The 14,155-nt window shown below is 69.9% G+C and carries 9 protein-coding genes; 8 read left to right on the top strand and 1 reads right to left on the bottom strand.

Annotation, left to right across the window (positions count from 1 at the left end; translation table 11 throughout):
• Nucleotides 1–16: 16 nt before the first annotated feature.
• A complete protein-coding gene (locus AB0I03_RS02225; protein ID WP_360405017.1) occupies nt 17–1,474 on the top strand; it encodes a family 43 glycosylhydrolase in 1,458 nt (485 codons plus the stop codon).
• Here AB0I03_RS02225 and AB0I03_RS02220 read toward each other — a convergent pair.
• Nucleotides 1,467–2,387, bottom strand: coding sequence for a DMT family transporter (locus tag AB0I03_RS02220; RefSeq protein WP_360405014.1), 921 nt, complete (start codon nt 2,385–2,387; stop codon nt 1,467–1,469). The genes AB0I03_RS02225 and AB0I03_RS02220 overlap by 8 nt on opposite strands.
• Nucleotides 2,388–2,624: 237 nt before the next feature.
• Between AB0I03_RS02220 and AB0I03_RS02215 the strand changes: the two genes are divergently transcribed.
• From AB0I03_RS02215 to AB0I03_RS02185, 7 genes are all read left to right on the top strand, one after another.
• Complete coding sequence (locus tag AB0I03_RS02215) at nt 2,625–6,221, top strand: LamG-like jellyroll fold domain-containing protein (protein ID WP_360405011.1); 3,597 nt, start codon at nt 2,625–2,627, stop codon at nt 6,219–6,221.
• Nucleotides 6,222–6,336: 115 nt separating this feature from the next.
• Nucleotides 6,337–7,344 (top strand): LacI family DNA-binding transcriptional regulator, encoded by a 1,008-nt coding sequence (locus AB0I03_RS02210; protein ID WP_360405008.1) that lies wholly within the window; start codon nt 6,337–6,339, stop codon nt 7,342–7,344.
• A 101-nt stretch (nt 7,345–7,445) separates the two neighbouring features.
• Nucleotides 7,446–9,467, top strand: coding sequence for a TIM-barrel domain-containing protein (locus AB0I03_RS02205; RefSeq protein WP_360405005.1), 2,022 nt, complete (start codon nt 7,446–7,448; stop codon nt 9,465–9,467).
• 89 nt (nt 9,468–9,556) lie between these two features.
• A complete protein-coding gene (locus AB0I03_RS02200) occupies nt 9,557–10,621 on the top strand; it encodes a LacI family DNA-binding transcriptional regulator (protein ID WP_360405002.1) in 1,065 nt (354 codons plus the stop codon).
• Nucleotides 10,622–10,677: 56 nt separating this feature from the next.
• Complete coding sequence (locus tag AB0I03_RS02195; protein ID WP_360404999.1) at nt 10,678–12,027, top strand: extracellular solute-binding protein; 1,350 nt, start codon at nt 10,678–10,680, stop codon at nt 12,025–12,027.
• Complete coding sequence (locus tag AB0I03_RS02190) at nt 12,024–12,941, top strand: sugar ABC transporter permease (protein ID WP_360404996.1); 918 nt, start codon at nt 12,024–12,026, stop codon at nt 12,939–12,941. The genes AB0I03_RS02195 and AB0I03_RS02190 overlap by 4 nt, the downstream gene beginning before the upstream one ends.
• Complete coding sequence (locus tag AB0I03_RS02185) at nt 12,938–13,819, top strand: carbohydrate ABC transporter permease (RefSeq protein ID WP_360404993.1); 882 nt, start codon at nt 12,938–12,940, stop codon at nt 13,817–13,819. Before AB0I03_RS02190 ends, AB0I03_RS02185 begins: the two co-directional genes overlap by 4 nt.
• The last annotated feature ends 336 nt before the right edge of the window (nt 13,820–14,155 follow it).

Below are 14,155 nucleotides of genomic sequence, written 5' to 3'. Positions count from 1 at the left end.
CCTCGAGGAGTTCGCCATGCAGTTCCCGCCGATCAGTCGTCGCCGGCTCTTCCAGGCCGCCGGGGTCGCCGCCGCGTCCAGCGCCGGCGTCGGGTTCGCCGCCGGCGCGGCCCAGGCCGCCGACACCCCCGGCGTCCGGTACGTCAACCCGCTCATCCAGCAGCGCGCCGACCCGCACATCTGGCGCCACACCGACGGGTACTACTACTTCACCGCCAGCGTCCCGGCTTACGACCGCATCATCATGCGCCGCGCGACCACCCTCCAGGGCCTCGCGACCGCCGCCGAGGCCACCATCTGGACCAAGCACGCCAGCGGCGAGATGGGCGCGCACATCTGGGCGCCGGAGATCCACCACGTGAACGGCAAGTGGTACATCTACTTCGCCGCCGGGCGCACCGACGACGTGTGGGCGATCCGCATGTACGTGCTCGAGAACGCGAGCGCGAACCCGATGAGCGGCACCTGGACCGAGAAGGGCCGCATCGTCACGCCGCGCGACTCGTTCTCGCTCGACGCGACCACGTTCACCCAGGGCTCGACCCGCTTCCTCTGCTGGGCGCAGAGCGACCCCGAACTGGGCTCGGGCACCAGCCTGTACCTGGCCGCGATGACCAACCCGTGGACCATCACCGGCACGCCGGTGCGCATCAGCAAGCCGACGCTCGCGTGGGAGACCATCGGGCACAAGGTGAACGAGGGCCCAGCCGTCATCGCCCGCAACGGGCGGATCTTCATGACGTTCTCCGCCAGCGCCACGGACGCGAACTACGCGGTCGGGCTCCTCACCGCCTCCTCGGGCGCGAACCTGCTCAGCGCCTCCTCGTGGACCAAGAACTCGCAGCCGGTGCTGCGCAGCAGCGACGCGACGAGCCAGTACGGCCCGGGCCACAACTGCTGGACCGTCTCCGAGGACGGGCAGAGCGACATCCTCGTCTACCACGCCCGGCCCTACAAGGCCATCAGCGGCGACCCGCTCTACGATCCCAACCGGCACACCAGGATCCAGAAGGTCTACTGGCGCTCGGACGGCACGCCGGACTTCGGCATCCCGGTCGCGGCGGGCGCGACCCCGTACCGCTTCGCGCTGCACGGCCAGGCCGGGGCGTACCTGAACCACTACGACTACCGGGTCCGGGCGGGCACCTCAGTGGCGATGCTCGCCGACTCGCAGTTCCGGATCGTGCCGGGCCGCACCGGTTCGGGGACCGTGTCGCTGGAGTCGGCGAACTTCCCTGGCAGGTACCTGCGGCACCGCAACTACGAGCTGTGGGTCGAGGCCGACGACGGCTCCGCGGTGTTCAAGGCGGACGCGAGCTTCCACCAGCGCGACGGCCTGGCCGACGCCGCCGCGGAGTCGTTCGAGTCGTACAACTTCCCGGGCCGGTTCATCCGCGCCTCGGGCGGTCTGGCCAACATCCTGCCGGCGACCACCGCGCAGGAGCGTTCGGCCGCCACGTTCCGGCTCACCTGACGGCGGCGCGATCGGGCGAACGACCGGTCGGGCCCTCCTCGCGGGAGTCGGCCCGGCCGCGGTCGAGCGCCAGGAGCACGCCGACCGCGGCGACCGCGAGGCCGATCCAGGAGGTGAGCGCCAGACGGTCGCCGAACATCAGCCACGCCCACAGCATGGTCGTCGGCGGCGTCAGGTAGAGCAGGCTCGAGGCGGTCGTGGCGCCGCTGCGGCGGACCACGACCCAGTAGAGGCCGTATCCGCCGATCCCGGCGAGGACGACGGTCCAGATGACGCCCGCCCAGAAACCGGGGGCCGGTGACGGCGCGAGGTCGCCGCCGATGGCCGAGGCGAGGGTGAAGACGACTGCGGCGAACAGGAACTGGACCGCCAGCGCATCGATCGGGCCGAGCCCTTGCGGCTTGACGCGGCGTTCGATGACCGTGGCCGCGACCAGGCTGAGCACGGCCAGGAGCGGCAGCGTGAACGCCCAGAGTGGAGCCGTGCTGTTGAAGCCGTCCGCTGAGACGACGAGTGCGACGCCGGCGAAGCCGATGCCGAGGCCGACGATCTGCAGGCGGCGGATGGTCTCGTCGAGCAGCAGTGCGGCGGCCACGGCCATGACGATCGGCTGCATGCCCGCGATGAGGGAGACGACGCCGGGTGCGACGCCGAACTGCGCGGCGAGGGCGACGCCGCTGAGGTAGCCGACCTGCGCGAGCGTGCCGATGGCGAAGTGCGCGCCGAGGACGCGTCGGTCGCAGCGCACCCGCCGCAGTACCAGCCAGAGGAGTGAGGGCACGGCGAGCACGAGGAACCGCCAGGTGAGGAGGCTCAAGGCGGAGCCGTGGCGGGTGCCGAGCTCGATGCCGATGAAGCCGCCGCTCCATGCGACGACGAACGCGGCGGCGTAGATCCGGTCGATGGGGCGCACGGTCTCCTTCAATCCTTTGCCTGCGGGTCTCGGCAGGTGGCTACCCGGTCGGGGCGGGGCCCAATGGTCGGCGGAGCCCGGTTTCGCCGCACCGCCGCGAGGCGCACCGCGCAGTCGTCAGCGAACCGGTTCTCCAGGCTCTTGCCAAGTGGTGCTCATCCTCGGTACGGTGTGAGCGAACCGGTTCGCTGGAACGCATCCCTCCGGCGGCCTTCTCAATGACGAGAGTGAGGCGACATGAAGTCCCGCACACCCCTGTGGCGCACGGCGAGTGCCCTCGCCGCGATCGCCATAGTGCCCCTCGCGGCCGTGCCGGCCGCCGCGAATCCCCTGGACGAGCACCTGATCCTCTCCTATTCGTTCGAGGAGGGGCAGGTCGCGAACGGCATCGTGGACGACCTGTCGCCCTCGGGCCTCGACGGCACCGTCGTCAACCCCGCGCAGGCGCCTTCTGTGCCCGGCCGGGCCGACGGCACCGCCGCGCTCGACCTCACCGGCGGCGCGTCGAACTCGACCACCGCGCCCTATGTGGAGGTGCCGCACGGGCTCTTCGAGGGCCGCGACGCGATGACGATCGCCGCCTGGCTCCGCTGGGACGGCGGCGCCGACTTCCAGTGGGCGTACAACCTCGGCAAGGACAACGCCAGCGCCACCTTCCTGACCCCCTCCTACCAGGGCCCCGGCACCAACCGCTCCTCGATCAAGCCGGTGAACGGCGGCAGCGAGGTCGGCGTGGACGGCACCGGCAAGCTTCCGACGGGGGAGTGGGTCCAGGCGGTGACCGCCATCGACGGCGAGGCGATCGTCTACTACCTCAACGGTGTCGAAGTGGGCCGTACGAAGGCGCAGCTCGACCTCGACGCGGTCATGCACGACCCGAACGGCGCGACCTCCGGCTTCCTCGGCAAGGCGTTCTGGTCCGGGCACCCGTTCTTCGACGGCGCGATCGACGAGTTCCAGGTGTACGACCTCGCGCTCGACGCGGCGCAGGTCGCCGAGCTCTACGGCGGTGAGCTGCCCGTCATCGAAGGGCTGCAGCAGGACTCGTTCGAGGCCCGCACCGTGGTCGGCGAAGCGCCCGAACTGCCCGCCGCGGCCCCGGCCGCGTTCAGCGACGGCATCGGCCGCAACGTGGGCATCGACTGGGACGACATCCCGGCCGAGCAGTACGGCGAGCCCGGCACGTTCACCGTGTCCGGCAAGGTCATCGGACACGATCTCGCCGTATCGGCCACTGTGGAGGTGATCGAGAACGCCATCACCGTGGACCTCGGCAGTCCCACGGGCGATTTCCTCGGCGGGGCCTCCGGCACGCTGTACGGCCTGTACGACGAGGGCCTGCCGTCCGCGAACCTCATCGACGGCATCGACCTCACCACCGTGGCCACGAAGGCCCAGGACGGCCCGCAGCACCCGGGCGCGGACGCGCTCGAAGTGCTCGGCCCGCTGGTCGAGGCCTCCAACGGCGACGTGTACATCTACATGACCGACATCCACCGCGGCTTCCCGTACCAGTGGCCGGGCGACACCCCGGAGGAGAAACTCGACATCTACATGGAGAAGCTGAAGCTGCAGGCCGAGCAGGTCGCGACCCTTCCCGCCGAGCAGCAGTCCAATGTGGTGTTCATGCCGTACAACGAGCCCGAGGGCAACATGTTCGGCACCGGCCAGTGGAGCTACAACGGCACCAGCTGGCTCAACGACCCCGACGACTTCTTCGCGGCCTGGGACCGCGCCTACGCCGTGATCCACGACGTGCTGCCGGACGCCCGCATCGGCGGACCCAACACCAGCGTCCTGTACAACCAGGTCAAGGGCTTCATGGCGCACACCATCGCAGCGGGCACGGTCCCTGACACCGTGGTGTGGCACGAACTCTCCGACCCCGCCAAGATCCGCGCCAATGTGGACCGCTACCGCGCCTGGGAGACCGAGCTCTTCGCCGGTACTGAACTCGAGGGCACCGAGCTCCCGATCAACATCACCGAGTACGCCTTCAACTACCACACCTCCGTTCCGGGCCAGATGATCCAGTGGATCTCCGCGCTCGAGGACAAGAAGGTGTACGGCGACATCGCGTACTGGAACATCGACGGCAACCTCTCCGACTCCGCCGTGCAGGCCAACCGCGCCAACGGCCAGTGGTGGCTCCTCAACGCCTACAGCCAGATGAGCGGGACCACTGTGGAGGTCACGCCGCCGCACCCGGGCCAGAGCTACACGCTCCAAGGCGTCGCGACGCTCGACGAGGACCTGCGGCAGAGCCGCGTGCTCCTCGGCGGCGCGGGCGGCGACTACACGCTGCGGCTCGACAACGTCCCCACGAGCGTTTTCGGCGAGACCGTGCATGTGGCCGTGCGCGAGATCGGCTGGAGCGGCCAGATCGGCGACAGCGCCCAACCGGAGACGATCATGGAACTCGACGTGCCCGCCGCCGATGCGGCCGTGCACTTCGGCGCGGGCGACCTGCCCGAGCTCGACGCCGAGTCCTCCTACGAGGTCATCGTGACCCCGGGCGCCGACACGGGCGGCACCGCCGAGCCGCGCGCCGCCTGGGAGGCCACCTATGAGGCCGAGGACGCCGAGTTCCAGGGCACCGGCCTCAACGTCAACGGCCCCGAGGGCTCGCCCGCGAACGTCGCGAAGTTCTACACCTCCGGCGGCTACAACGTCGGCGGCATGCGCACCGGCACCGACAACGGGCTCCAGTTCACCGTGAACGTCCCCGAGGACGGCGAGTACGACCTCAGCGTCTTCGCCAGCTCGCTCAACACCGACCCGGAGGTGCAGGCCCAAGGCCCGACCAACATGTTCCTCAGCGTCGACGGCGCAGCGGAGCAGGAGGTCTTCCTGCCATTGGGCTACAAGTGGGTCGTGTGGGACCACGCTGACACCACAGTGGAGCTCACCGCCGGGGAGCACGTGATCACCCTGGCCACCGAGAGCCTCGACGGCAGCGGCACGATCAGCGGCGACGTGCTCATCGACAAGATCGACCTCTCGCTCCCGAACCCGGCGCACACGGCCGACGTGTACGAGGCCGAGTACGCCGAACTCGAAGGGGCGACCCCGGTCTACGGCGACGTCAGCGGCGCCGCGATCCCGAAGGGCGGCACCGCGACCTTCTGGGTCTACTCGCCCGCCGACGCCGCGGCGCTCCTCGACGTCGACACCCTCCGCAGCGGCAAAGTGCGGCTGGAGGTCAACGGCGAGAGCGTCACCACGGCCAAGGACGGCACCGTGAACGCGTTCCTCCTCGGCGGCGTCAACAAGATCGTCGTCGAGGGCGCCAAGCGGCTCCAGGTGGACCGCCTCACCGTCGTGCCGTCCGACGCGCTCGAATCGGTCGCCTACGAAGCCGAGGACGGTGTACTCGCCGGGACGGCCACCGCCACCGACCTGTCCCTCGCCTCCGGCGGGCAGGCCGTCACCGGCATCGGCGGGGAACCGGGCAACGGCAACACGCTCACCTTCGACGCCGTCGAGGTCCCCGAGGCCGGGACGTACGCGCTGACCTTCCGCTACTCCAATGAGGAGCAGTCGCCGGCGACGCACTACAACCCCGACCCGGTGGCCCGCTACGCGCTCGTCTCCGTCAACGGGGCCGAGCCGATCCGCGTGATCTTCCCGCACTCGTTCCACGAGAACAACTTCTGGGAGCTCACCGTAGTCGTCGAACTCGAGGAGGGGGTGAACGAGATCGGCGTCAGCGGCGAGGAGAAACCGCAGTTCGACGGGGTCAGCTACAGCTCCGACGCCTGGCCCGGCGTCCTGCTGCGCTCGCAGTACGCGCCGAACCTCGACCGGATCACCCTCACCCCGCTGTCCGACTGAATGACCGGCGGCGGCCGAGCCTCCCTCGGCCGCCGCCGACACCCCCGCCCCGACCAGGCGAGCCGATACACTCGCCCAGACAGACCAGCGAAGGAACGCAGTGAGAGGAGCCGGTGTGGCGACGATCGGCGACGTCGCGCGCGAGGCCGGCGTCTCGCGCAGCACCGTCTCGTCCGTCCTGACAGGGCGCAAGTTCGTGACCCCCCAGACCCGCGCCCGCATCGAAGCGGCCATCGCCAAGCTCGAGTACTCGGTCAACAGCGGCGCCCGCGCGCTCGCGACCTCCCGGACCATGACCTTCGGCGTCGTCGTCCGCTTCCACGAAGCCGAGTTCAGCCCAGCGCTCGCGACCTACCTCGTGGCCTTCTCGGACGCCGCGCGCGAACGCGGCTACGCGGTCATGCTCCTCACCGAACCCGATGGGGCCGAAGCGGTCCGGCGGGTCATCGCGGGCCGCCAGGTGGACGGCCTCATCCTCCTCAACGTGCTCGACGGCGACCCGCGCCTGGAGCCGATCAGCCGCTCCGGCTACCCGGCGGTGCTCGTGGGCAACCCCGAGGACCCGCGCGGCATCGACGCCGTCGACCTCGATTTCGCCGCCGCCGCGAACCTCCTCGTGGACCACCTCGCCGACGCCGGCCACCGGGACGCGATGTTCGTGCGCTGGCCCGAGGAGCTGTACGAGTCCGGCTCCACGTACGCGACCCGCTTCGAGCGGGCGGCGCTGCGCCGCGCGGCCGACCGGGGGCTGCGGCTCGTGCCCGTCCCGGTCCCCGTGGGGCCCGAGCAGGTGCGTGCGACGCTGCGCACCGCGCTGCGGGACCCGGCGCTGCCGAAGACCCTGCTCATCCACAACGACGCGGCCGTCGCCATGCTGCCGTTCGTCCTCGGCGACCTCCGCCTCGAGGTGCCCGGCGACCTGAGCGTGGTCTCGCTGCACTCGGCCGAGCTCGCGCGGCTGTACGTCCTCTCCTACACCGCGGTCGAATCCGACCCCGCGGCCGTGGCAGAAGCGGCCGTCGACGTGCTGTGCCAGCGGATCGAGGCGCCGGGCGCGCCTGCGCGGAAGCGGCTCATCGTGCCGCGGCTCGACGGCCGTTCGAGCGTCCTTCCCAACGCGTGAACCGGCCTTGACGCCGGGCCGAGCTCTTGGCAAGATCTGCAGCGAACCGGTTCGCTGACGTTCGTCGCGAACCGCCGACCCCCTGAAAGAGAGTGAACCGGATGAACACGTTCGCGACGTCGAAGGACGCCGTCATCTGGCGCGGCGACGGCGAGACCCTCCTCGTGCAGGCCTGGGGCCGCGACTCGCTGCGAGTGCGCAGCAACCCCGCCGGGGACGTGATCGACACCGACTTCGCGCTGCTCGAGCCCGAACCGGTCGACGTCGAGATCACCGTGGACGGCGACACCGCGACGATCGTCAACGGCGCGATCACCGTCGTGATGCGCGCGTGGGCCGGCTGGGACTGGCAGACCGAGTACGCGATCCACCGGTGCACCCTCGAGTTCCAAGACGCCGCAGGCCGCACGCTGCTGCGCGAGATCCCCGACGGCGGGGCGCTCAAGCTCACCGCCCGCGAGTTCCGGCCGCTGGCCGGCGGCTCCCACCGCCTCCGCGCCGCGTTCGAGCCGCCGGCGGGGGAGCAGCTGTACGGCATGGGCCAGTACCAGCAGGACATCCTCGACATCAAGGGCTCCACCTTCGAACTGGCGCACCGCAACTCGCAGGCGAGCGTGCCGTTCGTCCAGTCCAGCGCCGGATACGGGTTCTTCTGGCACAACCCCGCGATCGGCACGGCGACCTTCGCCGCCAACCGCACCGAGTGGATCGCCGAGTCCACGCAGCAGCTCGACTACTGGATCACCGCCGGCGACACTCCCGCGAAGATCAGCGCCGCCTACGCGAACGCCACCGGCCACGCGCCCGTCATGCCCGAATACGGGCTCGGGTACTGGCAGTGCAAGCTGCGGTACTGGAACCAGGAGCAGCTCCTCGAGGTCGCCCGCGAGCACCAGCGCCGCGGCCTGCCGCTCGACGTGATCGTCGCGGACTTCTTCCACTGGCCGAAGATGGGCGACTTCCGCTTCGAAGAGGAGTTCTGGCCCGACCCGGCCGCGATGGTGCAAGAGCTCCAGGAGATGGGCGTCGAGCTCATGGTCTCGGTCTGGCCGCAGGTCTCGACCGAGTCCGAGAACTTCGCCGCGTTCAAGAAGGAGAACCTCCTCGTCCGCACCGAGCGCGGCCACGGCGTCCAGATGAGCTTCCAGGGGCCGAGCATGTTCCTGGACACGACGAACCCCCGCACCCGCGAGCAGGCCTGGCAGATCCTCAAACGCAACTACCACGACCTGGGCATCAAAGTGTTCTGGCTCGACGAGGCCGAACCGGAGTACGGGGTCTACGACTTCGACAACTACCGCTACCACGCGGGCCCGAACCTCGAGGTCGGCAACGTCTACCCGCAGGCGTTCTCCCGCATGCTCTTCGAGGGCCAAAGGGCCGCAGGGCAAGAGGAGATCGTCAACCTGGTGCGCTGCGCCTGGGCCGGCAGCCAGCGCTACGGCGCGCTCGTGTGGTCGGGCGACATCCACTCCGACTGGGCCGACTTCCGCCGCCAGATCACCGCCGGCGTCCACATGGGCGTCGCCGGGATCCCCTGGTTCACCACCGACATCGGCGGCTTCGGGGGCGGGAACATCGAAGATCCGGGGTTCCGGGAGCTGTTGGTCCGCTGGTTCCAGTTCGGCGCGTTCTGCCCGGTCATGCGCATGCACGGCGACCGCCAGCCGAGCGAGCGGGTCCTGGCCGCCGACGGCTCGCCGCGCAACAACTCGGGCGCGCCGAACGAGCTGTGGAGCTTCGGCGAGGACGTCTACGCGATCCTGGTCCGCTACGTGCAGCTCCGCGAGGCCCTGCGCCCGTACACCCGCCGCCTCATGGACGAGGCCCACACCGCCGGGCAGCCGGTCATGCGCGGCATGTTCCACGAGTTCCCGCAGGACGCGGTCTGCTGGGACCTGGCCGACCAGTACATGTTCGGGCCCGACGTGCTCGTGGCCCCGGTGATCGAGCCGCAGGCGACGAGCCGCCGCGTCTACCTCCCCGCGGGCGCGTCCTGGACCGACCTCCACTCTGGAGCGGTGCACGAGGGCGGGCAGTGGATCGACGCCCCCGCGCCGATCGACGTGATCCCGGTATTCGCACGTGACGGCGCGCTGGCGGCACTGGTGGGTACTATCTGACCGGCTCGGCGGACCGTTCACTTGACAGGGCTCCAGAGCGAGGCGTAGGTTACGCCTGACAACGTAGTCAGCATTGATTCTGGAGCCCTATGACCGCCCATGCGACCTCCGACGATGCCCGGCGCCGACCGCCCGGCATGACCGATGTGGCGCGCTTGGCCGGGGTCTCGCAGAAGACCGTCTCCCGCGTCGTCAACAACGAGCGGTACGTCAGCGAAGCGCTGCGCGAGAAGGTCCTCCAGGCCGCCGCCGAACTCGGCTTCCGGCCCAACACCGCCGCCCGCGCCCTCATCACCGGCCGCTTCAAGCGCATCGGCGTCGTCTCGCTCGGCTCCGCCCTCTACGGCCCTGCCTCCATGCTCGTGGCACTGGAGCGCGCCACCCGCGCCGCCGGACTCTCCTTCATGGTCGCCAACACCCCTGAGGGCCAACCGGAGGCGATCCAGGACTCGATCGACTGGCTGCTCGCCCAAGGCGTGGACGGCGTCATCCTCTCCGAGCCCATCGACGAGGGCCAGCACCTGCGCCCCGACCCCGGCGTGCCGATCGTGAGCCTCGGCCAGGCCGCCGACCTCCCCGCCGAGCAGGTGGCCCTCGCCCGCGGCCGCACCGCCGCGTCCTGCCGCGAAGCCGTCGAGCACCTGCTCGACCTCGGCCACGAGCGGGTCTGGCACGTTGCCGGGCCGCTCGACTGGTGGGAGGCCCGCGAACGCCTCGAAGGCTGGGCCGAGGCCCACCGCGCCCGCGGCATCGAACCGCCCCCGCACCTGGAGGGCGACTGGACGCCCAGCGGCGGCTACACCGCCGGCCTCGCCCTGCCGCCCGAGGCCACGGCCGTGTTCTGCGCCAACGACGACACCGCGATCGGCCTCGCCGGGGCGCTGCACGAGGCCGGGCGCCGCGTCCCCGAGGACGTCTCGCTCGTCGGCTTCGACGACATCCCCGCCGCGGCCTACCTCTCACCCCCGCTGACCACCGTCCAGCAGGACTTCGAAGGCGATGCGACCCACGCCCTCGACGTCCTCATGCGGCTCCTGCCCGGCGCCGCCGGGCCGGAACCCGAGGCGAAGGCGGCCGCACCGCGCCGCCGACTCGTCGTCCGCTCCTCGACCGCACCGCCCCTCTCCACCGCGACACCCCTCTCCCAGCCGTAGCGCCATAGGACGAATCCTGATTCGCAATGGCGCGCAACAGGAAAGGACCGATCCGGATGATTCCCCGTTTCAGTCGCAGGACCGGCCTCGCGGCCGCGTTGGCGAGCCCGCTGGCGCTCGCGGCCTGCGGCAGGCACACTGTGGACCCGCCGAAGAGCGTGACACAGGCCGAGATCGACGCGGCGATGCAGACGCCGACCGAACTGAACTTCTGGACCTGGGTGCCGGGCATCGAGAAGGAGGTCGCGCTCTTCCAGAACGCCTACCCCGCGATCACCGTCGACGTCGTCAACGCCGGCCAGGGCAACCCGCACTACGCGAAGCTGCGCACCGCGCTGCGCGCCGGGAACGGCGCCCCCGACGTGGCCCAGCTCGAATACCAGATGATCCCGTCGTTCGTCATCACCGGCGACCTGCTCGACCTCGGCCCGTACGGCGCCTCCGAGATCGGCGACCAGTTCGTCGAGTTCGCGTGGTCGCAGGTCAGCGGCACCAACGGCGAGGTCTGGGCCATCCCGCAGGACACCGGCCCCATGGGCATGCTCTACCGCGAGGACATCTTCCAAGCGCACGGCATCGAAGTGCCCGCGACCTGGGACGACTTCGCCGCCGCCGCGCAGCGCCTGCACGCGGCCGACCCCGAGGTGTACCTGACGAACTTCGCGCCCTCCCAGGGCGCGTTCTTCGCCGCGATGCTCTGGCAGGCCGGCGCCGACCCGTTCGGCGGCTCCGAAGGCCCCGATCTCAACGTCGACCTCACCTCGCCCGAGGCCGAGCAGGTGGCCCGCTACTGGGGCGACCTGTCCGAACAGGACCTCATCGCGGTCGACGCCGACTTCAACGACCAGTGGTACCAGGCCCTCAACAAAGGCAAGTACGCCACCTGGATCGCCCCCGCCTGGGCCCCGACCTTCCTCCAGTCCGCCGCGGCCTCCACCGCCGGACTCTGGCGCGTCGCCCCGCTCCCGCAATGGGACGCGGACCGGCAGGTCTCCTCCAACTGGGGCGGCTCGACCTCCGCGGTCATGGCCACCACCCGCAACCCGATCGCCGCCGCCGTCTTCGCCCAGTTCATCAACACCGACCCGAAGTCGACCGAGACCATGGCGAACGAGCAGTTCCTCTACCCGCCCACCAAGGCGATCCTCGAGGACCCCGCCTTCACCGGCCAGCAGCTCGACTTCTACGGCGGCCAGGAAGTGAACGGCCTCTTCGCCGAGATCGGCACCACCGTCGCCCCCGACTTCCAGTGGGCCCCGTTCCAGGACAAGGTCTACGCCGACTTCACCGCCACCGTCGGCACGGCCGTGGCCGAGAAGACCGACGCCGTCGCCGCCATGGAGGCGTGGCAGCAGCGCACCGAAGAGTACGCGAAGTACCAGGGATTCACGGTGAGGAAGCCATGACCGCGACGACCGAGACCCGCACCCCCACCCGCAGGCAGCAGGGCACCCGCAGGCGCGTCCTCGCCGGATACATGTTCGTGGCCCCGTTCATGATCGTGTTCCTCCTGATGTTCCTCGTCCCGCTCCTCTACGCCGCCTACTTCAGCCTCTTCCGCGAGCAGCTCGTGGGCGGCAACGTCTTCGTCGGCCTCGAGAACTACACCCGCGCCTTCGGCGACGAGCAGCTGTGGACCGGCATCGGCCGCGTCTGCCTCTTCTTCGTCATCCAGGTGCCGATCATGCTCGTCGCCGCGCTCGCCTTCGCGCTCGCGCTCGACACCGGCCTCGTCCGACTCAAGCGGACCACCCGGCTCGGGATCTTCGTGCCCTACGCCGTGCCCGGCGTCATCGCGACCCTCATGTGGGGCTTCCTGTACGGACCCGACTTCGGGCCCTTCGCGCAGCTCGCCGAGAAGATCGGCATGAGCGCCCCCGACTTCCTCGGGCCCGACCTCATGCTCGGCTCGCTCGCCAACATCGTGTTCTGGGAGTTCACCGGCTACAACATGGTGATCCTCTTCGCGGCCCTGCGCTCGGTGCCCACCGACATCTACGAGGCCGCCGCCGTCGACGGCGCCGGGCAGTGGCGGATCGCCTGGAGCATCAAGATCCCGGCGCTCCGATCCGCGCTCGCCGTCTGCATGATCTTCTCCATCATCGGCAGCTTCCAGCTGTTCAACGAACCGCAGCTCATGCAGTCCTTGGCGCCCACCGTGATCGACGCCGCCTACACGCCCAACCTGTACGCCTACAACCTCGCGTTCGTCGGCCAGGAGTACAACTACGCCGCCGCCGTCTCATTCGTGCTCGGCCTGGTCATCCTCGTCGGCTCGTACGCGTTCATGTTCGCCACCAACCGCAGGAGCCGGCGATGACCACCACCGCAACCAAGCCGCGCCGCCGCAAGCCCCCGCGCAGCACCATCCTCACCATCGGGATGATCGCCGCCGCGGCCTACTTCCTCCTGCCGCTGTTCTGGCTCGTCGTCGCCTCCAGCAAGACCAGCCAGGACCTGTTCTCCACCTTCGGCCTCTGGTTCTCCGGCGACTTCCACCTCTTCGAGAACATCAAGCTCACGCTGACCCAGGACGACGGCGTCTTCCTCCGCTGGCTGTGGAACACGCTCCTGTACGCGGTCACCGCCGCGGGCGGCGGCGCGCTCCTGGCCGCCCTCGCCGGGTACGGGTTCTCCAAGTACCGCTTCAAAGGCAACCGCACCATGTTCCTGATCGTGCTCGGCGCGGTCATGGTCCCCACCACCGCGCTCGCGATCCCGACCTACCTGGTCTTCAGCGAGATCGGCCTGGCGGACACGCCCTGGGCGATCATCCTGCCCTCCCTGGTGAACCCGTTCGGACTCCTCCTCATGCGGGTCTATGTGGAGGCCGCGGTGCCCGACAGCCTCCTGGAGGCCGCCCGCATCGACGGCGCGAGCGAACTGCGGATCTTCTTCCAAGTGGTGCTGCGCCTCCTCGCGCCCGGCTTCGCCACGGTCCTGCTGTTCGCCCTGGTGCACACCTGGAACAACTACTTCCTGCCGCTGATCATGCTGAACGACCCTGAGCTGTACCCGATCACGGTGGGCCTGGCGCGCTGGCAGGGCCAGGCCGCGGCGGCGGGCGGCGCGAGCGGCGACCTGATCCCGCTGGTGATCACCGGTTCGCTGCTGTCGATCATCCCGCTGGTGATCGCCTTCCTGTTCCTGCAGCGGTACTGGCAGTCCGGTCTCGTCGCGGGCGCGGTGAAGCAGTGAACCAGTGATGAACCGAACTCGTTCAAATGTGAACTTCGCATAACGAATCCGTAAGCACCCCTTCCGGTTCCCGGCGCCGCCGCCCGCTCCACAGCGGGGGGCGGCTCGGCGTCCCTGCAGCTCAGTCACGCAGAGGACATCGAAACCCGTTGGTATGCATCCGATCACGTACATTCGGTGCGACCGGTGCCGAACATCGGGATTCGGGAAGGTGTGCTTATCATTGACGCCATCTCCGCTCCTCGCGCGCGCCAGCCGAGTCCCGCTCAGCGGGTGTGCGCCCCAGAGAGCGCTCACTGCCCCGGCACCGGGACCGAGCGCCGCTCACCAACGGAT

It is taken from the genome of Glycomyces sp. NPDC021274, from assembly GCF_040641195.1.
Lineage (GTDB): Bacteria > Actinomycetota > Actinomycetes > Mycobacteriales > Micromonosporaceae > Glycomyces.
The sequence above is the reverse complement of the archived record's forward strand: the minus strand, read 5'-3'. Positions and strand labels throughout refer to the sequence as shown.